At 71.6% G+C, this 21,745-nt stretch carries 22 protein-coding genes and 1 pseudogene; 11 read left to right on the top strand and 12 right to left on the bottom strand.

Translation table 11 applies throughout. The annotated features are described in order from the left end of the window. Positions 1-63: 63 nt before the first annotated feature. A complete protein-coding gene (locus tag AB7F12_RS10575; protein WP_428497846.1) occupies positions 64-1,167 on the bottom strand; it encodes an NAD-dependent epimerase/dehydratase family protein in 1,104 nt (367 codons plus the stop codon). Between the two features lie 90 nt (positions 1,168-1,257). Between AB7F12_RS10575 and AB7F12_RS10570 the strand changes: the two genes are divergently transcribed. From AB7F12_RS10570 to AB7F12_RS10530, 9 genes are all read left to right on the top strand, one after another. Continuing rightward, entirely contained in the window at positions 1,258-2,643 is a 1,386-nt protein-coding gene (locus AB7F12_RS10570) for a phytoene desaturase family protein (protein WP_428497847.1), read from the top strand. Further along, positions 2,643-3,755, top strand: a complete 1,113-nt coding sequence (locus tag AB7F12_RS10565) for an LLM class flavin-dependent oxidoreductase (protein ID WP_428497848.1) — start codon at positions 2,643-2,645, stop codon at positions 3,753-3,755. Before AB7F12_RS10570 ends, AB7F12_RS10565 begins: the two co-directional genes overlap by 1 nt. Further along, positions 3,752-4,189, top strand: a complete 438-nt coding sequence (locus tag AB7F12_RS10560; protein WP_428497849.1) for a nuclear transport factor 2 family protein — start codon at positions 3,752-3,754, stop codon at positions 4,187-4,189. Before AB7F12_RS10565 ends, AB7F12_RS10560 begins: the two co-directional genes overlap by 4 nt. A 31-nt stretch (positions 4,190-4,220) precedes the next feature. Beyond that, on the top strand, positions 4,221-5,435 hold the full coding sequence (locus tag AB7F12_RS10555) for a cytochrome P450 (RefSeq protein ID WP_428497850.1): 1,215 nt from the start codon (positions 4,221-4,223) through the stop codon (positions 5,433-5,435). An 11-nt stretch (positions 5,436-5,446) separates the two neighbouring features. After that, complete coding sequence (locus AB7F12_RS10550; RefSeq protein WP_428497851.1) at positions 5,447-5,857, top strand: nuclear transport factor 2 family protein; 411 nt, start codon at positions 5,447-5,449, stop codon at positions 5,855-5,857. 16 nt (positions 5,858-5,873) lie between these two features. Further along, positions 5,874-7,445 carry a class I adenylate-forming enzyme family protein gene (locus AB7F12_RS10545; RefSeq protein ID WP_428497852.1) on the top strand — a complete coding sequence of 524 codons (1,572 nt, stop codon included), beginning with the start codon at positions 5,874-5,876 and terminating at the stop codon, positions 7,443-7,445. Positions 7,446-7,468: 23 nt separating this feature from the next. Then, positions 7,469-8,302 (top strand): mycofactocin-coupled SDR family oxidoreductase, encoded by an 834-nt coding sequence (locus tag AB7F12_RS10540; protein WP_428497853.1) that lies wholly within the window; start codon positions 7,469-7,471, stop codon positions 8,300-8,302. A gap of 9 nt (positions 8,303-8,311) precedes the next feature. Continuing rightward, complete coding sequence (locus AB7F12_RS10535) at positions 8,312-9,073, top strand: SDR family NAD(P)-dependent oxidoreductase (protein WP_428497854.1); 762 nt, start codon at positions 8,312-8,314, stop codon at positions 9,071-9,073. A gap of 62 nt (positions 9,074-9,135) precedes the next feature. Beyond that, positions 9,136-9,783: a TetR/AcrR family transcriptional regulator gene (locus tag AB7F12_RS10530; RefSeq protein ID WP_428497855.1), complete on the top strand. Its 648-nt coding sequence runs from the start codon at positions 9,136-9,138 to the stop codon at positions 9,781-9,783. 322 nt (positions 9,784-10,105) lie between these two features. Here AB7F12_RS10530 and AB7F12_RS10525 read toward each other — a convergent pair whose 3' ends face one another. The 6 genes from AB7F12_RS10525 to ndk form a co-directional block, all read right to left on the bottom strand. Further along, complete coding sequence (locus tag AB7F12_RS10525; RefSeq protein WP_428497856.1) at positions 10,106-10,804, bottom strand: alpha/beta fold hydrolase; 699 nt, start codon at positions 10,802-10,804, stop codon at positions 10,106-10,108. Positions 10,805-10,909: 105 nt separating this feature from the next. After that, positions 10,910-11,734, bottom strand: a complete 825-nt coding sequence (locus AB7F12_RS10520) for an ABC transporter permease (RefSeq protein WP_428516973.1) — start codon at positions 11,732-11,734, stop codon at positions 10,910-10,912. Next, a complete protein-coding gene (locus tag AB7F12_RS10515) occupies positions 11,731-12,564 on the bottom strand; it encodes an ABC transporter permease (RefSeq protein WP_428497858.1) in 834 nt (277 codons plus the stop codon). The genes AB7F12_RS10520 and AB7F12_RS10515 overlap by 4 nt, the downstream gene beginning before the upstream one ends. Next, positions 12,564-13,487 carry an ABC transporter ATP-binding protein gene (locus tag AB7F12_RS10510; RefSeq protein ID WP_428497859.1) on the bottom strand — a complete coding sequence of 308 codons (924 nt, stop codon included), beginning with the start codon at positions 13,485-13,487 and terminating at the stop codon, positions 12,564-12,566. Before AB7F12_RS10510 ends, AB7F12_RS10515 begins: the two co-directional genes overlap by 1 nt. Before the next feature lie 408 nt (positions 13,488-13,895). Next, on the bottom strand, positions 13,896-14,426 hold the full coding sequence (locus AB7F12_RS10505; protein ID WP_428497860.1) for an N-acetyltransferase family protein: 531 nt from the start codon (positions 14,424-14,426) through the stop codon (positions 13,896-13,898). Beyond that, positions 14,408-14,818: a nucleoside-diphosphate kinase gene (ndk, locus tag AB7F12_RS10500; RefSeq protein WP_428497861.1), complete on the bottom strand. Its 411-nt coding sequence runs from the start codon at positions 14,816-14,818 to the stop codon at positions 14,408-14,410. The genes AB7F12_RS10505 and ndk overlap by 19 nt, the downstream gene beginning before the upstream one ends. A gap of 108 nt (positions 14,819-14,926) precedes the next feature. On the opposite strand from ndk, the gene AB7F12_RS10495 reads away from it, so the two are divergent. Continuing rightward, complete coding sequence (locus AB7F12_RS10495; RefSeq protein ID WP_428516975.1) at positions 14,927-15,889, top strand: lysyl oxidase family protein; 963 nt, start codon at positions 14,927-14,929, stop codon at positions 15,887-15,889. Between the two features lie 17 nt (positions 15,890-15,906). On the opposite strand, the gene AB7F12_RS10490 is transcribed toward AB7F12_RS10495, so the two are convergent. Genes AB7F12_RS10490 through AB7F12_RS10475 form a run of 4 tightly spaced genes read right to left on the bottom strand, consistent with a single transcriptional unit; the run spans position 15,907 to position 21,157 of the window. Next, entirely contained in the window at positions 15,907-16,296 is a 390-nt protein-coding gene (locus AB7F12_RS10490; RefSeq protein WP_428497863.1) for a DUF4233 domain-containing protein, read from the bottom strand. Further along, positions 16,293-17,801: a bifunctional folylpolyglutamate synthase/dihydrofolate synthase gene (locus AB7F12_RS10485; RefSeq protein WP_428497864.1), complete on the bottom strand. Its 1,509-nt coding sequence runs from the start codon at positions 17,799-17,801 to the stop codon at positions 16,293-16,295. The genes AB7F12_RS10490 and AB7F12_RS10485 overlap by 4 nt, the downstream gene beginning before the upstream one ends. Further along, positions 17,798-20,416: a valine--tRNA ligase gene (locus tag AB7F12_RS10480; protein WP_428497865.1), complete on the bottom strand. Its 2,619-nt coding sequence runs from the start codon at positions 20,414-20,416 to the stop codon at positions 17,798-17,800. Before AB7F12_RS10480 ends, AB7F12_RS10485 begins: the two co-directional genes overlap by 4 nt. Positions 20,417-20,458: 42 nt before the next feature. Continuing rightward, on the bottom strand, positions 20,459-21,157 hold the full coding sequence (locus tag AB7F12_RS10475) for a hypothetical protein (RefSeq protein WP_428517913.1): 699 nt from the start codon (positions 21,155-21,157) through the stop codon (positions 20,459-20,461). Between the two features lie 39 nt (positions 21,158-21,196). Between AB7F12_RS10475 and AB7F12_RS10470 the strand changes: the two genes are divergently transcribed. Continuing rightward, positions 21,197-21,622: a PPOX class F420-dependent oxidoreductase gene (locus AB7F12_RS10470; RefSeq protein WP_428517911.1), complete on the top strand. Its 426-nt coding sequence runs from the start codon at positions 21,197-21,199 to the stop codon at positions 21,620-21,622. Here AB7F12_RS10470 and AB7F12_RS10465 read toward each other — a convergent pair. Further along, positions 21,619-21,745, bottom strand: a pseudogene (locus AB7F12_RS10465) (IS630 family transposase); the annotation flags it as partial. The gene AB7F12_RS10470 and the pseudogene AB7F12_RS10465 overlap by 4 nt on opposite strands.

Genomic DNA, 21,745 nt, shown 5'->3' with positions numbered 1-21,745 from the left:
CACGAGCGACGGATGCGTCGCTCGTGCACCGGTTTCGATGATCACCCGGAGGGGGGTCGGGGCTCAGCGCGAGCCTTTCGCCGTCTGGGGGACCTTCATGCGGCCGATGCCCGTGCGGAAGGGCTCGGCCACGCCCGACAGGCCGGCCAGGGCGTCGTCGTAGGCGGCGAGCAGGGCGTCCTCGGCCGCGTAGTCGAACGGGTCGGTGGTTCCGGTGCGGCGCATCAGGTCCTCGTTGGCGAGCATCCACGCGACGGTCTCGGCCAGGCCCTCGCGCAGGCCGACGACGTCGCGGTAGCCGAGGTCGCGGCGCAGGGTCGACGTGTCCAGCACGCAGGTGGCCACCTCCCGGCCACCGAACGCCGACATCGCCCATCCCGGGCTGGGCAGCTCGTGGGGTAACGAACGGATCTCCAGCTCGCCGCCCGCGGCCTCGGCCACCAGCTGCACCCACTGCCGGAAGGTCACCAGCGAGTCGTCGGCGACGTTGTAGGCCTTGCCGCTCGCCACCTCGGGCCGGTCGACGGCGAGCAGGACGGCCTCGGCGGCGTTGCGGACGGCCATGCGCGTGTGGATGCCGTGGCCGCCGTCGGCGAGGACGACGGTACGGCGGCCGTCGAGCACCCGGCGGACGACGTTCCACTCCCAGGCGTACGGGTTGCGGGGGCCGTAGATCGTCGGGTAGCGCAGGTAGGTGGCCCCGAACGCGCCCTGCTCGGCCAGCGAGAACACCAGGTCCTCGGTGCGGCGGATGGGGGCGACGTCGTACCCGGCGGAGCGCGGGGCGTCGGGTGCGACGAGCGGGTGGTCCTCGCGGACGGGCAGGGCGAGGCCGTGCGGGAACCGGGACGACGGGTCGACGTACCCCGCGTACACCGGCACCCCGCCGACGGCGACGAAGTGCCCGCACCGCCCGGCGAGGTGCGACGCGAGCAGCCGCACCCGCCCGTAGGTGGCGACGACCGTGTCGAAGGTCCGTCGCCCCAGCGTGTCGGCGATGCCCTCCGCCTGGAACGGGCTGCCGTGCAGGTGCGGGACGTCGGGGGCGCCGTCGATCTCGTGGCGTCCGGTGTGGAAGACCGTGACGTCGTGCCCGCGGGCGACGAGCCCGTCGACGATCGGGGGGCCCGTCGGGCCGGTGCCACCCACCACCAGAACAGTTCCCACGGCCCCATCCTCACGTCGACGTCCGCGCCGGATTGACGCTATCGACGGGCTGTGAGACCGTCAAACGGTCGGTTGGTAGAGAGAGGTGTCATGCCGAGCTACGACGTCGTGGTCATCGGAGCCGGGGCCGCCGGCCTCTCCGCGGGCGCACTGCTGGCCAAGGAGGGCAAACGCGTCGTCGTCCTCGACCGCAGCCCGCACCTGGGTGGGCGCGCCATGGCCGTCCCGGACGAGGGCTTCACCGTCAACCTCGGCGGGCACCTCATCGAGGACGGCGGCTCGGGCATCACCAAGGTCTTCGAGCACGTCGGCAAGGAGCTGGTCCACGGCGAGGTCAGCAACGACATGCCGATCTGGGAGAACGGCAAGGGCTGGACCTCGATCCGCGACCGCTACACCGACCGCACCGAGCTGAAGAAGGTCATCAAGGCGCTCGTCGAGACACCGTACGAGGCCCTCGACGACTGGGACGACCGGTCGCTGCGCGAGTGGATCCACCAGTACACCGACGACCAGGGCGTCGTCGACCTCTTCGAGTTCATCTCCGTACTCGAGTGCATGACCGAGAACTGGTACGACCACTCCGCGAGCGACAACCTCTACGTCCGCAAGATGCACTTCGAGGAGCGCAACACCGCTGCCTACTCGTGCTGGCCCGGCCAGGGCTGGGACGGCATCTGGCGCGACCTCGCCGACGCGATCACCACCCACGGCGGCGAGCTGCGGCTGGGGACGAACGTCGAACGCGTCGTCATCGAGAACGGTGCGGTGAAGGGCGTCGCGATCGGGCGCGAGCCGCGGATCCTGCCCAACGAGTTCTACGAGGAGGAGATCCTCGAGGCACCGGCCGTCATCTCGACGCTGCCGGTGTGGAACGTGCTGAACGTGGTGCCGCGCAGCGCGTTGCCCGAGTGGTACGCCTCCCAGATCGAGTTCCTCGCCCAGGACAAGTTCCGGATCGCGTGGCTGGGCCTCTACATCGCCACCGAGGAGCCGGTCACGCAGTTCGACCCGCGCGAGCTGGCGACGTGGACCGCGACGCCGTCGACGAGCAGCTCCGGGTTCATGTTCGACCAGTCCGCGATGGACCCCTCGTGCTCCCCGCCCGGGACGCACCTGCACGTGATGGGCGCGATCATCCCCGGCGCCAAGGGCCGCGACCGCGAGTGGTGCCGGGCCACGATGGACGCCTTCGAGCGCGACGTCGAGACCATGTGGCCGGGGATGGCGAACCCGATCTGGCGTCGTCGGCACCTGGTGTTCGAGCCGAGCTTCGGGGTGATCCAGATGCCAGGACTCGTCGGCAAGTACCGGCCGCACTGGCGGGCACCCAACGTCGAAGGGCTGTGGTTCGCCAGCGAGACGTTCCGCAGCCGCGGCATCGGCACCGACCGGGCGGCCCGCGCGGCGCTCACCTGCGTCGAGGACTACCTGGGTGGACGGATCCCGACCTTCGGCGACGGGTGGCGCTACTGATGAAGCGGCTGCAGCTGGGCGTGCCCGGCCAGATCATGCCGCCCGCCGACGCGGCGGTGCGGTTCGCGCAGCGCAGCGAGGCCGACGGCTACGACGCCGTGTGGTGGCCCGACCACCTCATGGGCTGGCACCCCGACACGATGTGGACCGAGGACCTGACACCGCTCGCGAAGGTCCAGGCCAACCCGCACACCTACTTCGACCCGATGATCATGATGGGTGTCGTCGGCGCCCAGACCGAGCGGATCAGGGTCGGCGTGGCCGTCACCGACCTGATCCGGCGCGACCCCTCGATGGCCGCGGCAACGGCACTGACGCTCGACCACGTCACGCGGGGCCGGGCGATCATCGGGCTCGGCACCGGCGAGAGACTCAACGTCACGCCGTACGGGATGTCGTTCGAGAAGCCGGTCGCGAAGCTCTCCGAGGGCATCGACGTCATGCGGCTGCTCTGGTCCTCCGAGGGCCCGGTGGACTACCAGGGCACGTTCCACACGCTCGACCGGGCGGTCCTGGGCCTGCGTCCCTACGGCGACACGCCCCCCGAGATCTGGACGGCCGCGCACGGGCCCCGGATGCTGCGGCTCACCGGCGAGAAGGCCGACGGCTGGCTGCCGACCAAGATGACCGCCCCGGACTACGCGAAGTCGTTGACGACGATCCGCCAGTCCGCGCAGGACGCCGGCCGCGACCCGGACCGCATCACCCCCGGGATGCTCGGCTACGTCCTGATGGGCCCCGACGCCGAGGCGGTCCGCCGCCTCACCGAGGCGCCGCTGGTGCGGGCGCTGTGCGTGCTGCTGCCCTCGCAGGTGTTCCGCGACCTCGGCGTCGAACCGCCGCTCCAAGGTGGCTCGGGCTTCCACGACTTCATCCCGACGACGATCCCCCGCGCCGAGTCGTTGCGGATCATCGACGCCATCCCGCCGGAGGTGGTGCGGCACTACGCGTTCTGCGGCACCCCGGCCGAGGTCGCCGAGCAGCTCTACGAGTACCGCGAGGCGGGCCTGGAGCACCTCGTCATGTGGAACATCACCGCGTTCGGCGACCCGTCGCTCGCCCGGTGGTCGTTCACGGCGATGGCGGAGCTGAAGAAGCTGCTCGACGCATGAGCCGGGCGGTCGTCGAGGGCTACTTCGCGGCGATCAACGCCGACCGGTTCGACGATCTGGCCGACGTCTTCGCGCCGGACGTGGAGATCCACACGGTCGGCGCGGAGCCGGTCCACGGGCGCGACGCCGCGCTCGACCACTTCCCCGCGTTGCTGGCGAACTACGTCGAGCACGACGACCGGGTGACGCGCTGGATCGAGGCTCCAGGGGCGGTCGTCTGCGACATCGCCTTCCGCGGCCGCCTGACCGACGGGCGTTCCGTCGCGTTCGAGGCGCTCGACGTGTTCGACGTCGTGGACGGCCTGATCGTGCGCGTCTGCACCTGGTTCGACACCCACGACGTCCGCCGTCAGGTCCGGCCGCGCCAGGTCCCCTGTGGGAGTTGTCACAGCCGGATCACGGTGCTAGCGTCGCCTCCACCAAACGACCGGTAGACAACGTCGCCTCAGGTCTTGGGAGCCCGCCTTGAACGCTGCCACCGCGCCGGACATCCTCTCCCCCGAGTTCGCGGAGGACCCGTACTCCGCCTATCGCGTGCTACGCGAGTCGCACCCGCTGATCTGGCACGAGCCGACCAGCTCCTACGTGATCAGCCGGTACCGCGACGTCACGCGCGCGTTCAAGGAACCGGTGTTCACCAGCCGCAACTACGACTGGCAGCTCGAACCCGTGCACGGCCGCACGATCCTGCAGATGGACGGGCGCGAGCACTCGACCAAGCGCAACCTCGTGGCGTCGGCGTTCCGCGGCAAGGACCTCGCGGAGAAGTTCGTACCCGTCATCGCCCGCAACTCCGCGAGCCTCATCGAGGCCTTCCGCACGACCGGCGAGGTCGACCTCGTGGCCGAGTACGCCACGAGGTTCCCGATCAACGTCATCGTCGACATGCTCGGGCTGCCGACGAGCGACCACGCGCTCTTCCACCGCTGGTACACCGCGATCATGGCGTTCCTCGCCAACCTGGCAGGCGACGAGGAGGTCACCCGGGCCGGGTTGGCGACCAAGGCCGAGCTCGAGGAGTACCTGCTCCCCATCGTCGCCGAACGCAGGCGCAACCCCGGCGACGACCTGCTCTCGGTGCTGTGCACCGCGGAGATCGACGGCGTCGTGATGACCGAACAGGAGATCAAGGCGTTCTGCAGCCTGCTGCTGGTCGCCGGGGGCGAGACCACCGACAAGGCGATCACCAGCGTGATGCGCAACCTCGTGTCCCACCCCGATCAGCTGCACGCGGTCCGCGAGGACCGCAGCCTCGTCCCGGCGGCATTCGCCGAGACCCTGCGGCTCACCCCGCCGGTACACATGATCATGCGCCAGCCCGCGGAGGACGTCGAGCTGTCGGGCGGGACGGTCGAGGCCGGTCGGACGGTCACCTGCCTGATCGGCGCCGCGAACCGCGATCCCGAGCAGTACGCCGATCCCGACACCTTCGACATCCACCGCCCCGACCTCGACCTGACACGGGCCTACACCGCCGGTGCGAACCACACGGCCTTCGCGCTCGGCCGGCACTTCTGCGTCGGTGCGATGCTGGCCCGCACCGAGCTCGAGATCGGCATCTCCCAGCTGCTCGACGCGATGGACGACATCCGGTTCGCCGACGGTGCACCGCCGCCGGAGCAGGGCGTCTTCACCCGGGCGCCGCAGTCGCTGCGCCTGACGTTCACCCCGACCGCCTGAGAGGGAGCGCAATGACCGCACGCGCGGAGATCGAGAACACCCTGGGTCGCGCGTCCTGGGGCTACGACGAGAACGACGTCGACCTCATCGCGGCCCAGTTCACCGAGACCGCCACGATGACCATGCAGATCGGTCGCGACGGTGCCCCGATCGGCCCGTTCGAGGGGCGCGAGGCCATCCGCGCGCTGCACGCCGACTCGCTCGCCGCACAGACCGACCAGCGGCGGCACAACCTCTCCAACATCGTGGTCACCGCCGAGACCGCGGACAGCGCCTCCACCACGAGCAACCTCACGCTGCTCTCCATCGAGAACGGCGCACTCAAGGTCCTGTCCAGCGGCTGGTACCGCGACGACCTGGTCCGCGACGGCGACTCCTGGCTCATCGCCTCCCGCCACATCTACCTCGACCTGCCCTACTGACCGCCGCGGAGAAGTCATGGTCAACATCGGACGGATTCCGCAGAAATGGGCGGCGCTGACACCGTCGCGGGATGCGATCGTCGACGCCCCCAGCGGCCGCCGGACGGACTGGAAGACCCTCGACGAGCGGGTCCGCCGCCTCGCCAACGGCCTCGCCGGAACCGGTGACGGCGGGCTCGGCCTGGCCAAGGGCGACCGCGTCGCGATCCTGGCCAAGAACTCCATCGAGTACCAGGAGCTCTACTACGCCGCGGGCCGCGCCGGTCTGGTCGCGCAGCCGCTGAGCTGGCGGCTCGGCGTCGGCGAGCTCGCGAAGATCGTCGCCGACGCCTCCCCGCGCGCCCTGGTCGTCTCCGACGAATGGCTCGACACCGCCAAGGAGCTGCAGAGCGCCGTCGACGTCCCGACCTGGCTGCAGTACGGCGCCGGCGGCGACGGCAGCTACGAGGACCTGATCGCCCGCTCCTCCGACGAGGAGCCCGAGCGCTCCGCGACCACGGGCGACGCCGACCCGTTCTTCATCCTCTACACCGGCGGCACCACCGGCGAGTCCAAGGGCGCCCTGCACTCGCACACCAGCGCGTCCTTCGGGATGCTCAACCAGACCGTCGCGGAACGGATCGTCGCCACCGACGTCTACATGCTGACCGGGCAGATGTACCACATCCCGGTCGTGCTCTCGATGAACTACATGCGCCACGGCTGCCCGCTGGTGCTGATGAACTTCGACGCGACGACCGCGCTGGAGCTGATCCAGGAGGAGAAGGTCTCGGCCTTCCTCGGCATCACCACGATGCTGAACTGGATGATGGCCGTCCCCGGGTTCTCGAACTACGACATCTCGTCGCTGCGCAACATCCAGTACGGCGGCGGGCCGATGCCCTCGTCGGTGGTCAAGGCGGCACTGGACAACTTCCCGTGCACCCTCATCCAGGGCTACGGCCAGACCGAGGGCACGACGATGTGCTTCCTGTCCCAGGAGGACCACCTCGACGCCGTCCGTGGCGTGCACCCGGAGCGCCTGATGTCCTGCGGCCGCGAGGGTTTCGTCACCGAGGTCCGGGTCGTCGACCCCGACGGCAACGAGGTTCCCCGCGACGGCAGGACCGCGGGCGAGATCGTCATCCGGTCCGAGGCGAACATGCTCGGCTACCTCAACCGGCCCGACCTCACCGCCGCCACGCTGCGCAACGGCTGGATGTGGACGGGCGACGTCGCCACCTGGGACTCCGAGTCCTACGTGTTCATCGTCGACCGCGCCAAGGACATGATCATCTCCGGCGGGGAGAACATCTACTCGATCCAGGTCGAGGAGGCCGTCAACCGCCACCCGGCCGTCCTGGAGTGCGCGGTCATCGGCGTCCCCGACGACGAATGGGGCGAGTCGGTCAAGGCGTTCGTCGTCCTCAAGCCCGAGACCTCGGCGACCGAGGCCGAGATCATCGACACCGCCCGCAACCACCTGGCGTCGTACCAGAAGCCGCGGTCGGTTGAGTTCGTCGACGCCCTGCCCAAGGCCCCCACCGGGAAGATCCTCAAACGCGAGCTGCGCCGGCCGTTCTGGGCCGAGCGCGACCGGTCCGTCTGACCCCGATCGGCAGGAGACACCACATGACAGGACGCGTCGAGGGCAAGGTCGCGTTGATCACCGGTGCGGCGCGCGGCCAGGGCCGCTGCCACGCGGTGCGGCTGGCCGAGGAGGGCGCCGACGTCGTCCTCGTCGACGCCTGCGCACCGCTGTCCACCGTCGACATGTATCCCCTGGCGACGCCGGAGGACCTCGACGAGACCGTCGCCGCGGTCGAGAAGACGGGCCGGCGTGCCGTGGCCCGCATCGCCGACGTCCGCTCCGTCGAGGACCTGAAGGCCGCGGCCGACGACGGTGCGGCCGAGCTCGGCGGGATCGACATCGTCGTCGCCAACGCCGGCATCGCGACCTACGGAATGTCGTGGGAGCTCACCGAGGAGATGTGGCAGCAGATGCTGGACGTCAACCTCACCGGCGTCTGGCACACCGCCACCGCGACCCTGCCGCACCTGCGCGCCCGCGGCGGCGGCTCGATGATCTTCACCAGCTCCATCGGCGGCCTCAAGGGCATCATGCAGGTCGCGCACTACGTCGCGGCCAAACACGGCATCGTCGGCCTCATGCGCACGATGGCCAACGAGCTCGCCCACGAGCGCATCCGCGTCAACACCGTCCACCCCACCAACGTCGACACCCACATGATCCAGAACCCCGGGACGTGGGGCATGTTCGCGCCCGGCGACCCCGAACCCACGCAGGAGAAGGCGATGGCCGGGTTCACCTCGCTCAACGCGATGGACGTCCCCTGGGTGGAGCCGATCGACATCGCCAACGCCGTGCTGTTCCTCGCCAGCGACGAGGCCCGCTACATCACCGGCGTGACGCTGCCCGTCGACGCCGGCGCGAACATCCGATAGGAGCACGGGATGCGGATCGAGGGCGCCGTCGGGCTCGTCACCGGCGGCGCGTCCGGCCTCGGCGCGGGCACGGCCCGGATGCTGGTCGAGCGCGGCGGCCGGGTCGGGATCCTGGACCTGCCGTCGTCGGCCGGTGCCGCGCTCGCCGACGAGCTGGGCGACGCCGCCGTCTTCTGCCCCGTCGACGTCGCGCTCGCCGATCAGGTCGAGCGGTCCGTCGTCTCGGTCGCCGAGCACTTCGGACGCATCGACGTGTGCGTCAACGCCGCCGGCATCAGCCCCGCCGCGCGCGTGCTCTCCCGCAAGGGCGAGCTGCACCCGCTCGACATGTTCCGGCGCACCGTCGACATCAACCTCGTCGGCGCCTTCGACGTGCTGCGCCACGCCGTCGCCGCCATGTCCCGCAACGACCCCGGCCCGGACGGCGGGCGTGGACTGGTCGTCAACGTCTCCTCCGCCGCCGCGCTGGAAGGACAGGCCGGGCAGGCCGCCTACTCGGCGTCGAAGGGCGCGCTCGTGGCCCTGACCCTGCCGCTGGCCCGCGACCTCGCGATCTGGGGCATCCGTGTGATGACCGTCTGCCCCGGGATCATGGACACCGGCATGCTCGCCGGCGTCGACGAGAAGCGCCGCGCCGCGCTCACCGACCTGCACGTGTTCCCCAAACGCCTGGGCAGGCCGTCCGACTTCGCCGCGCTCGTCGCGTCGTTCATGGAGAACGAGTTGCTCAACGGTGAGGTGGTCCGGCTCGACGCGGCAACCCGGCTGTGATCGGCACTGTACCTACCAAACGGTAGAGTGGCGGGATTCTCAGCCTGTGAAAGGGGACCCGGGTGCGACAGCCGGCAGGACGGAGCGCGCGGCGCTCCGGGGGTGAGCGCAAGCCTCGCGAGGAACGCTGGGCCGAGCTCATCGAGGTCGCCACCCAGGTCTTCTACGAGAAAGGCTACGACGGCGCCTCGCTGCAGGACATCGCCGACCGCCTCGGCATGCTCAAGGGCAGCCTCTACTACTACATCCAGTCCAAGGAAGACCTGCTCTTCGACGTCATCAGTGCCGTCCACAAACTGGGCCTCGAGGTCGTCCGCGGCCGCGCCGACGTGCCCGGCGGACCGCTCGACAAACTGGAGAGCGTCATCCTCGGCCACGTCGAGCACACCTGCCGCAACCTCGTCCCCACCGCCGTGTTCCTGCACGAGCTGTCCGCCCTGCCCGTCGAACGGCGCCAGGAGATCCTCGGCACCGAGCACGCCTACCAGGGCGTCTTCCGCGACCTCGTCGAGCAGGGCCAGGCCGCAGGCGAGGTCCGCGCCGACCTCGACCCCCGCCTCGCCGCCCTCTCGATCCTCGGCTCGACGAACTGGGTCTACCGCTGGTTCCGCCCTGGCGGCACCTTTACCCCCGAGCAGATCGGGGCCGAGATGGCCGCCATGGCCATCCGCGGCATCGCCACCCCCGACGCGCTGGCCCGCCGAACCTGAACCCTCCCCCCGACACGTCCCGGCCCTGCCCGGCCGGCCGAACCCCGGCCCTCCCCGCCGCCCCGGCCCGCCGAACCCCCGCCCTCCCCGCGCGCAACCTCACGGTCGTGCCGCGCTCGCCCGACGACCGTGAGGTTGCGCGCGGGGGGCCGGAGCAGGCGTGGGCGCGGGCCCTCCACGCGGACGCCGACAACCGGGCCGCCGACATCCGGGCCGCCGACATCCGGGCGCCTGCATCCGGGCGCCTGCATCCGGGCGGCCGGCTCCCGGGCGGCAGGCTCCCGGGCCGGGCGAGCGAACCGTGCGACGCCAGACCGGTCGATCAGGGCGTGCCGGCGAGCAGGCGGGCCGTCAGGTCGGGGTCGTCGAGCATCACGTCGTGACCGGTGGGCGCCTCGACGATCGTCCACAGCGGGTCGTCCGCGTTCGCGTCACGGAACTGCAGGAACGGGTTCGGCGCCCAGCCGCTGGTCCACACGAACGTCCGCGGGATGCCCGCGCCCGCGCCGGTGAGCCGGATACGTTCCAGGAGCGCGGCGATCGGCATCGGCCGGCACAGGTCGTCGACCATCTTCCGGTCGGCCTCGTTGACGTTGAACATCGCCGCCGGGATCGGCGGCACCCATACCCCGCCGCCGGCGGCCGCGCCCTCGACGAAGAAGTCGCGGAACTCCGGCGCCAGGTCCCAGCAGCTCTGGCCGTCGGCCGGGACGTGCCCGTCGAGGTAGACGAGCCGGGAGACCCGCCCCGGCTCGGCGTCGGCCACGCCGGTGATGACGTTGCCGCCGTAGGAGTGGCCCGCGAGCACGACATCGGTCAGGTCGTGGCTGCGCAGCAGGTTGACGACGCCGGCGATGTGCGTCGTCAGGTTGACGTCGGCGGCGTTGCGGTGGTGGTCGTCGCCGTGCCCGGCCAGGTCCGGGGTGTGCACGTCATGGCCGTCGGCACGCAGCCGCTGCGCGACCCGCTGCCAGCACCAGGCGCCGTGCCAGCCACCGTGCACGAGGACGAACGTGGTCATCGGAGCCTCCGGGTCCCGGTCTGTCGTTCCGCCCCGAACCTAGTGGCTATCAAACAGTCGGTAGTTAAGCTCTTCGGGTGATCGTCAGGGCCACCGACCAGGCCTTCAGCGCAGCAGCAACGTGTCGAGACGCCGTGCCGCGATCACGATGCCGACGATCGCCATCGCCACGAAGTACCCCAGGTGCCCGAGCAGGCCCGGTCCGACGATCCCCGTCGTCAGCCCCCGCATCAGCTCGACCGCGTGGTAGAGCGGCAGGCACTCCACCACGATCTGCAGCCACCGCGGATAGACCGAGAGCGGGTAGAACGTCGTCGAGAACAGGAACATCGGCAGCACCACGAGGGTGACCAGGTCGAAGTCCTGCCACGACCGCATGAACGACGTGGCCGCCATCCCGATCGCCGCGAACGCGAACGCGACCAGCAACGCCGCGGGCAACGCGAGCAGCGCCCACGGTGACGCGATCAGCCCGAAGCCCGCCATGACGGACAGGAACGCCGTCGCATAGAGCCCTCCGCGCAACAACGCCCAGCCGATCTCGCCCAGCGCCACGTCGACCGGGCCGAGCGGCGTCGCGAGCATCGAGTCGTAGAGCCGCGCGTAGTGCAGCTTGAAGAACACGTTGTACGTCGAGTCGAACACCGCACCGTTCATCGCCGACGCCGCCAGCAGCCCCGGCGCGATGAACGCCGCGTACGAGATCGGCTGCCCGTCCGGCCCCGGCAGGTCGCCGACCAGCGAGCCCAGCCCCGTCCCCATCGCGAGCAGGTAGAACAGCGGCTCGAAGAAGCCGGACAGGAACGCCAGCCAGGTCCGTCGCGACGCGGTGGCCGAGCGCACCATCATCATCCGGGCACGGCCGGCGTAGCCGCCCGCGGGCAGCAGCCGCCACACCGACGGCACCGCCGGAGCCGGTGGCGTGCTCATCGGGCCAGCCTCCGGCTGAACAGCCGTACCAGCAGCAGCCCCCCGACGACCAGCAGCCCCAGCAGCGCCGCGAGATGCCCCAGCGTCGGCAGCAGCTGCCACGTGCCCAGCGCGGCGCCCCGGGCCACCTCCGTCCCGTGCCACAGCGGCGACACCCACACGACGGGCCGGACCCATTCGGGCAGCCGGTCGACCGGGAAGAACGTGCCGGAGAACAACGTCATCGGGACGACGACGAACCGGAACAGCGCGCTGAACGCGTTGCCCTCGTTCTCCACGGTGGCCGCGAACGCCATGATCAGCGACGCGACCGCGAGCCCGGTGAGCAGCGCCGCCAGCAGCGACACCACGATCCCCGGCCCCCGCACCCCGCCGAACACGGCTATGACCAGCACGTACACCGCGCCGGAGCCGAGCATCTTGATCCCGGTCCACGCCAGCACACCCAGCCCGACCTGCGCGCCGGTGATCGGACCCGCCGACATCGCCAGGTAGATGCGCTGCCACTTGAAGCCCGACAAGATCGGGTACGTCGAGTCGAACGCCGCGCTCTGCGCCGCCGACATGGCCAGCAGCGCCGGGGCCAGCCACACCAGGTACGGCACCCCGCCCGTCGCGGCCGCGGCCTGCGGCCCGCTGCCCACGAGCGCGCCGAACCCGACACCGAACGCCAGCAGGAACAGCAGCGGCTGCAGGATCGACGACACCGCGGTGGCCCGCCAGTTGCGCCGGTACCACCACCAGTGGTGCTCGACGACCCGCCCGACCCCGCCCAGCGCGGTCGGGGCCCGGCCCGTCGAGCGGGCCACGGTCACCGTGGGGGCCGCCATTAGTCGACCAACGTCCGGCCCGTGAGCCGCAGGAACACGTCCTCCAGCGACGAGCGCCGCACGAGCGACGACAGCGGCGTGAACCCCGCACCCACGACGTCACTGTGGGTGCGTTCGCCGTCGGCGGTGTAGAGCAGGAACCGGTCGGGCAGCTCCTCCACCCGGTCGGCATGACGTTGCAGGTCCGCGCCCGCGGGCCGGCGCTCCGGGTCGAACCGCAGCTCCAGCACCTCGCGCGTGGAGTAGCGGCCGATCAGCTCCGCCGGGGACCCCTCCGCCGCGATCACCCCGCCGTCCATGACGACGAGCCGGTCGCACAGCTGCTCGGCCTCGTCCATGTAGTGCGTGGTGACGATCTGCGTGACCCCCTCACGCTTGAGCCGGTACAACCTGTCCCACAGCAGGTGCCGGGCCTGCGGATCGAGCCCCGTGGTCGGCTCGTCGAGCAGCAGGAGCTCCGGGTCGTTCACCAGCGACCGGGCGATCGTCAGCCGGCGCTTCATACCGCCCGACAGTTCCTCGACCGTGTCGCCCGCCCGCTCGGTGAGCTGCGCGAACTCCAACAGCTCGGCCGCCTTGCCCCGCACGTGACGGCGCGGCAGCCCGAAGTAGCGGCCGTAGATCTCCAGGTTCTCCCGCACCGACAGCTCGGCATCGAGGTTGTCGAGCTGCGGGACGACACCGATCCGGGCGCGGATGCGGGGCCCGTCGACACCCGGGTCCATCCCCAGCACCGACAGCGTCCCCGCCGAGCGCGGCGACACGCACGCGATCATCCGCATCGTCGACGACTTCCCCGCCCCGTTGGGGCCGAGGAAGCCGAAGACCTCACCGGGCGCCACGTCGACGTCGATCCCCCGGACCGCCTCGACCGCGCCGAAACTCTTGCGCAGACCCCGGGCCTGGACGAGCGCGTCGGACACGACCTGACCGTAACCCGCAGCACCGACAGGACGCGCAGCGATCAGCGCCCGAACCCGGCCGGAACCAGGTACCGCCGACGCGCCGACCCCGGAGCTCGAGCGACGACGGCGAAGCGCGCGGGCCCGGAAGGGGTGCACCAGCCTCAGGTCGGCGCGGTCGCTGCAGGCCGAGCGGTGGTGGCAGGGGCCGCGCGCTGATGGCCGGGTCTGCGCGGGCGTCCGAGCCGTCGCGGCGCCGGGGCCTTCCCCGGTCGCCGCGCAGGTGTCGGGGTCGGGCGCCGGCTGGACGTGCGGTCGCGCCGGGACTCGACCGCCGGCACGCGGGCTCCCGCCGCACCGGGACCGACCCGCGCGCAACCCCACGGTCGTCCTCGCGGCCGCGGACAGCAGTGAGGTTGCGCGCGGGCGTCAGCGGATGCGGAACTGGAGCCAGTGCTCGTCGCGGAGCTCGTCGCCGACACGCAGGGCGGCGGGGAAGCAGCCGACCTCGGTCCAGCCCCGGGCGGCGTAGAAGCCGGGCAGGCCGGTGCCGCCGCGGGCCGAGGCGAGGAGCTGGTCGAGGCCCAGGTCGCCGGCGAGACGGATCGCGGCGTCGATCAGCATCGTGGCGAGGCCCGTGCCCCGGGCGTCGGGGCGCACCATCAGCCTGATCATCTCGGCCCGGTGCGCGACGACGGGGCCGGCTCCGGGCCGCAGGAACACCACGCCGAGCAACCGGGAGGACTCCCCCGCCACGAGCATGCTCAGGGTGCCGGCGCGGACGTCGTCGACGGTGCGGGCGGCGAGGGCACGGATGTCGGCCTCGGGGGCGTCGGCGGGGAAGCCGACGGCGCCGCCGTCCCGGGTGACCGCGACCCACAGCGAGGCGAAGGCCTCGGCGAGCTCGGCACCCGGGTCGGCGATGACGCGCGTGGTCGAGCTCAGAGGTTCGGGAACCACAGCTTGATCTCACGGGCGGCCGACTCGGGCGAGTCGGAGCCGTGGACCAGGTTGTACTGCACCTCGAGGCCGAAGTCGCCGCGGATGCTGCCGGGGGCGGCCTTGTCCACCGGGTCGGTGCCGCCGGCGAGCTGACGCCACGCGGCGATGGCGCGAGGGCCCTCCGCGACGGCGGCGAGGACCGGGCCGGAGGTGATGAACTCGAGCAGCGACTCGAAGAACGGCTTGCCGTCGTGCTCGGCGTAGTGCTGGGAGGCGAGCTCACGGTCGACCGTGCGCAGGTCGAGCGCCACGAGCGTGAGGCCCTTGCGCTCGATGCGCGAGACGACCTCGCCGATGAGGCGGCGCTCGACGCCGTCGGGCTTGACGAGGACCAGGGTGCGTTCAGTCACCGGCTCAGCGTATCGACGGGCCCGCGGACTCCCGGTACGGGCCCGTCACCTGTTCGGCCCCACCACCGCGGACCGGCCCGGTCGTTGGACGTCGATGTGAGGCGCGGTGTGAGGGGCAGGCCGGGGCGGGCGTTCGCGGTGGCGGTCGTGGTCGGTCTGGCGACGACGGTCCTCGCCGCCTGCCAGGACCTCGATCCGCCGCTGCTGCCCGATCTGACGCAGGCCGCGGTGGGGTGCGCCCCGGCGACGGATGTGGCGCCGGGCAGTTGCACGGCGTGGGACGTGTGCCCGGTGGCGGATCCGCAGAACCCGCATGCACGGTGTGTGTCGTCGGGGCCGATGCGGCAGGTGCGGCTGCGGTTCACGTCGTCGGAGGAGAACGTGGGCGACGGTCCGCTGCTGATCTACGGCCACCGCGACTCGACGGCGACACCGACGATGGCGGTGCGTCAGGCGTTGCAGCCGGGCGAGGACGAGCCGGTGCCGGCGTCGTTCGCGTCGGCGCAGCGGCCGATCGCGGGGGCGTCGATGTACTACGAGCCGGCGACGATGCACCAGCACTGGCACCTGCTGGCGTTCGACCGGTTCCGGCTGGTGGCCGAGGACGGCGCCACCGTGGTGTCGGACCGCAAGAACGGCTTCTGTCTCGGCGACCGCTACGACATCGTCACGACCGACACGCTCGCCCACATCCCGGCCGACGACGGGTCACCGCAGGCGGTGCTGGGTGATGCGCTGGCGGCCAACGACTGCCGGATGCATCATCCGGAGGCGCTCGACGTGGCCGAGGGCATCTCGGTGGGCAGCGGCGACAACTACGACTACACGGTCGACTTCCAGTGGCTGGACGTGACGGCGGTGCCGTCGGGGACGTACACGCTGGTGAACACGGTGAACCCGGACCGCGAGATCCTGGAGAAGGACTACGAGAACAACTCGTCGTCGATCGTGGTGTCGCTGCGGTGGCCGGGTGGGGGCGCGGCGCCGCGGACGATCACGGCGCCTCCGGAGGTGCACCTGGTGCGCAGCTGCCCGGGGCACGAGACGTGCAGCGAGGACGACGCCTCCTGACGGCCCCGGCCGCGGGGTCAGCGCTGCTGGGACGGCAGCTGGCCGCGCGCCATCTTGCGGGCGACGTCGCGGCGCAGGAGCAGCAGCCCGCCCCACACCATGACGAAGATGATGCCGATCGCCCACATGGCCGGGACGAACGTGATGCAGGCGAACACCCCGAGCTGCAGCACGAGCGCGTAGGCGAGCCCCCACGAGCGGCGCTGCAGCCCGGACCCGACGATCATGAGCACGGCGAGCGTGGTCATCGAGACGACGCCCGCCGTGGTGGCGCCCTCGCCGAACTTGGGCAGCACCAGCATCGCGAGCAGCACGACGATGGCCTCGAGGATCAAGGTCATGGCGAAGACCCCGCGGATGCCCTTCATGGGGTCGGTCGCGGGGGGTGGGACGGCGGGGGTGCTCACTCGGGCTCCCGTCCGAATATCGCGCGGGCCTGCCCGGCGGTGACCACGGAGCCGGTGACGATGACCCCGACCCCGGAGTCGCCGCCCTCCTCCGCGAGCTCGACGGCCTCGTCGATGGCCTGGCCCAGGTCGGGTTCGACACTGACCCGTTCGGTGCCGAAGATCTCGACGGCGATCGCGGCGAGATCGTCGGGGTTCATCGCACGCGGGGTGTCGGCGGCCGTCACGACGATCTCGTGCAGCGCGGGTTCGAGCTCCTGGAGCAACCCGCGCGCGTCCTTGTCGCGCATGACACCGACGACGCCGACGAGACGGGTGAACCGGAACTCCGACGTGAGCGACGCGGCCAGCGCCCCGGCGCCGTGGGGGTTGTGCGCGGCGTCGATGAGGACCGTGGGGGTGCCGGGTTCGCTGCGCATCCGTTCGAGCCGGCCCGGGGTACGCACGGACGCGAACGCGGCGCGCACGGCGTCGGCGTCGAGGGGTTGCGAGGGCCCCGCCCCGATGAGCGCTTCGGCGGCCGCGAGCGCGACAGCGGCGTTGGTGGCCTGGTGCTCGCCGTGCAGCGGCAGGAAGATGTCGTCGTAGGTGCCGGACAGTCCCTGCAGCTCCAGGCGCTGGCCGCCGACCGCGATCTCACGTTCCCGCACGCCGAACTCGGCGCCTTCGCGGGCGACCTGCGCCCCGACCTCGACGGCCCGCTCCAGCAGGACGGCCGCGACGTCGCGCTCCTGCGTGGCCAGCACGGCGACGGCCCCGGGCTTGATGATCCCGGCCTTCTCCCTGGCGATTCCCAGAATGTCGGTGCCGAGGTACTCGGCGTGGTCGAGGCCGATCGGGGTGATCACGGCGACGGTGCCGTCGGCGACGTTGGTGGCGTCCCAGCGTCCGCCGAGGCCGACCTCGACGACGGCGGCCTCGACGGGGGCGTCGGCGAAGGCGGCGAACGCCATCGCGGTGAGCACCTCGAACTTCGACAGGGCCGGTTCGTCGGCGGCGCGCCGGGCGTCGACGAGATCGAGGAACGGCGCGACCTCGTTGTAGGCGGCGACGTAGCCCTCGGCCGTGATCGGCCGGTTGTCGAGGTTGATCCGCTCGGTGGCGCGCTGCAGGTGCGGGCTGGTGTAGCGGCCGGTGCGCAGCCCGACCTCCGACAGGATCGCGTCGATCATGCGCGCGACGGAGGTCTTGCCGTTGGTGCCCGTGACGTGCACGACGGGGTAGCCGCGCTGCGGGTTGCCGAGTGCGTCGACGAGCGCGGCGATGCGGTCGAGGGAGGGCTCCATGACCGTCTCGGGCCAGCGCTGGTCGAGCACCGCCTCGACGGCGAGGAACTCCGCGAAGCCCGCGACGGTCGATCCCGCGGGTACGACGTCGGGGGTGTCGCCGCCGCGGATCGCGTCGAGGACGTGGGCGATCACGGCGTCCTGTGCGGACTCCTCGGGCGTGCTGACCCCGCCCTCGCCCTCGGGGAGCTCCTCGTGCCCGGGATCGTGGTCGTTCACGATGCCGGCAGCGCCTCGAGCCGCGCGGTGACCCGCGCGATGTCGGCCGCGGCCGCCTCACGGCGGGCGCGGATGCCCTCGACGATGTCGGCGGGCGCCTTCTCGGTGAACTTGGGGTTCCCGAGCTTCTTGTCGGCGGCCTCGAGCTCCTTCTGTGCGGCGGCGAGGTCGCGGCCGAGCCGGCCCCGTTCGGCGGCGACGTCGATCGCGCCCGAGGTGTCGAGCTCGACGTGGGTGTCGCCGATCTCGACGGTGGCCGTCGGCGCGAAGTCGTCGCCCGGGTCGTCGAGGCGGGTGAGGAACCGGATCGCGCGCTCGTGGCTGCCGAGACCGGCGGCGTCGAGGCCGCCGAGCTTGGCGGCGACGGAACGCCGGTCGGGCAGGCCCTGCTCGGTGCGGAACCGGCGGACCTCGGTGATCAGGCGCTGGGTGGCGAGGACCCGCTCGCCGGCGGCCGGGTCGGGCTCCAGGCCTGCGTCGGTGGGCCAGGCGGCGACGACGACGGACTCCCCGCCGGTCAGGCCCGTCCACAGCGCCTCGGTGACGAACGGCGCGATCGGGTGCAGCAGGCGCAGCAACGCGTCGAGGACGTGTCCGAGGACGGCCCGCGTCGAGCCGGCCGAGGCAGGGTCGGCGAGCTGCGGCTTGGCCAGTTCCAGGTACCAGTCGCACAGCTCGTCCCACGTGAAGTGGAAGAGCCCCTCGGTGGCCTTGGCGAACTGGAAGTCCTCCAGCAGCGCGTCGGTCTGCTGCTGGACCTGCCGCAGCCGGCCGAGGATCCAGCGGTCGGCGTCGGTCAGCGCGTCGGCCGCGGGCAGCGGCGCCGAGGCGTCGGCCCCGTTGGCGATCGCGAACCGGGTGGCGTTCCACAGCTTGGTGGTGAAGTTGCGCGACGCGGCGACCCACTCGTCGGACAGCGACATGTCGGTGCCCGGGTTGGAGCCGCGGGCGATGGTGAAGCGCAGCGCGTCGGCGCCGTAGGCGTCGATCAGCTCCAGCGGGTCGATGACGTTGCCCTTGGACTTCGACATCTTGCGGCCGTGCTCGTCGCGGATCAGGCCGTGCAGGTAGACGTGCCGGAACGGGCTCGCACCCATCGCGTACGTCCCGAACATCATCATCCGGACGACCCAGAAGAACAGGATGTCGTAGCCCGTGACCAGCGCGGACGTCGGGTAGTAGCGCTCGAGGTCCTCGGTCTTGTCGGGCCAGCCGAGTGTGGAGAACGGCCACAGGCCCGAGGAGAACCAGGTGTCGAGGACGTCCTCGTCCTGCCGCCAGCCCTCGCCGGTCGGGGCCTCGTCACCGGGGCCGACGCAGACCGTCTCGCCGTCGGGGCCGTACCAGACGGGGATGCGGTGGCCCCACCACAGCTGCCGGGAGATGCACCAGTCGTGCATGTTGTCGACCCAGTCGAAGAACCGGGCGGACATGTCGGCGGGGTGGATCGTGGTCTCACCGCTGCGGACGGCGTCGCCCGCTGCCTTCGCGAGGGCCTCGACGCGGACGAACCACTGCAGCGAGAGCCGCGGCTCGATGACGACGCCGGTGCGCGAGTCGTGCCCGACGCTGTGCAGGTACGGGCGCTTCTCGGCGACGATCCGGCCCTGCGCGCGCAGCTCCTCGCGGACGGCCTCGCGCGCCTCGAAACGGTCCATGCCGTCGAACCGGGTGCCCGAGCCCGCGATGCGGCCGGACTCGTCCATGATCGTGGGCATCGGCAGGCCGTGGCGGCGACCCATCTCGAAGTCGTTCGGGTCGTGCGCCGGGGTGATCTTCAGGGCGCCGGTGCCGAACGACGGGTCGACGTAGGGGTCGGCGATGACCGGGATGTCACGCCCGGTGATGGGCATCCGGATGGTGCGCCCGACGAGGTGGGCGTAGCGCTCGTCGTCGGGGTGGACCGCGACGGCCGTGTCGCCCAGCATCGTCTCGACCCGCGTGGTCGCGACGACGACCGCGTCGTCGCCGTCGCCGTAGCGGATGGAGACGAGCTCGCCCTCGACCTCCTTGTGGTCGACCTCGATGTCGCTGATCGCGCTCTGCAGCGCGGGCGACCAGTTGACCAGGCGCTCCGCCCGGTAGATGAGGCCGTCGTCGAACATCCGCTTGAAGACGGTCTGGACCGCTCGCGACAGGCCCTCGTCGAGGGTGAAGCGCTCGCGCGACCAGTCGACGCCGTCGCCCAGGCGCGTCATCTGGCCCAGAATGGCGCCGCCGGACTGGGCCTTCCACTCCCAGACGCGCCGGACGAACTCCTCGCGTCCCAGCTCCCGACGGGTGGGCTCCCCCGCGTCGGCCAGGCGGCGCTCGACGACGCTCTGCGTCGCGATGCCCGCGTGGTCCATGCCGGGCAGCCACAGGGTGTCGTAGCCCTGCATGCGGCGGCGCCGGGTGAGGATGTCGATGAGGGTGTGGTCCATCGCGTGGCCCAGGTGCAGGCTGCCCGTGACGTTGGGCGGCGGGATCGCGATGCAGTAGGGCGGCCGGTCGGACGACGGGTCGGCCTGGAAGTACCCCCGATCGACCCACCGCTGGTACATGCCGCCCTCTACCTCGCCGGGGATCCACTTGGCGGGCAGCTCGGACGTACGCGGTGGGAGGGTCTCGGTCACGCTGTCAAGTCTACGAGCCCCATGCATTCGGTTTTCGGCGGCTCAACCCCGGGGCAACAGGACGGCGTGCAGGTGGTCGAACCCCAGCACCGGGGCGAGCGCGCGGCGCCCGATCAGCTTCGGATCCAGGGCCCTGACCTGGCCCGACGTCGGTTCGTAGACGTTCCAGCCGCCGTCGTCGCGGACCCCGAGCGCCAGGCAGTAGTGGCGGGGCACCACGGTGCCGACGAGCAGCGGAACGGGCCTGCCGGTGGCCAACGCGGCGACGACCTCAGCGACGAGCGGACGCACATCCTGCGCCGAGCTGTCGTCGACGAGCCTGACCCGGTACCGACCGGCCCCCGGAACGTTGCGGCCGAGCCAGCGGACCATCGCCCACGGCGTCGTGCCGAGGGCCTGCGGCCACAGCCGGTTGGTCTCGCGGTGCACCTGTTTCTGCCGGGCGTCGTAGCGCGCGCCGAAGCCCTGCCGGATGCCGCCGACGAACGGGTCGGGCCCAGCGGGGTCGAGCCGGGCCAGCTCGTCGGCCGACGCCCACGCCGACAGCGCGACGAGCACGGCGCTGCCGCACGTCGTGCCGTCGACCTGGTCGAGCCGGACCCCGTCGCGGACCTGGTCGCCCGGCTCGGTGCCGAGCAGCGGCACACCTCTCGTCACGAGGGGACGGGCCCCCTCGCCCGCGACCGGGGTCCGTTCGAACAGCGCCTGCACCTTGCGCCCGAACCCGCAGACCGTCCGCACGACGGGAATCTATCCCGCACCGGCGGGGTTTCGCGGGGCATGAGCGCCGAACTGACCCCCGAGGTCGTCGACTTCCTCTCCGCCGGCACCCGCACCGGCATCCTCGCCTTCACCGCCACCGACGGCCGCCCCCTCGCGGCGCCGGTGTGGTTCGTCGTCGAGGACGGCGAGGTCGTGTTCAACACCGGCGCCACGACGGCGAAGGGGCGGGCGTTGGCGCGGGACACACGGGTGGCCCTGGTCGTCGACGTCGCGGAGCCGCCGTACGCGTTCGTGCAGGTCCAAGGTGTGGCCGAGACGAGCGAGGACGCCGCGGAGCTGGTTCGCACCGCGACCGCGCTCGGTGCCCGCTACATGGGCGCCGACCGCGCGGAGGAGTACGGCCGTCGCAACGGCGTCCCCGGCGAACTCGTGGTGCGGCTGCGCCCGACGAAGGTCGTCGCGAACCTCGCCGTCGCCGACTAGTGTCGTGAGTCGTTAATCCTGGTGCAGTAGCGGGCGATGGACGCGAGGATGTCGTCGGCGGTCTTGGTCCAGACGTAGGGCTTGGGGTCCTGATTCCAGTTCGCGACCCAGGACCTGATGTCG

The organism is Pseudonocardia sp. (genome assembly GCF_050250275.1).
Lineage (GTDB): Bacteria > Actinomycetota > Actinomycetes > Mycobacteriales > Pseudonocardiaceae > Pseudonocardia.
The sequence above is the reverse complement of the archived record's forward strand: the minus strand, read 5'-3'. Positions and strand labels throughout refer to the sequence as shown.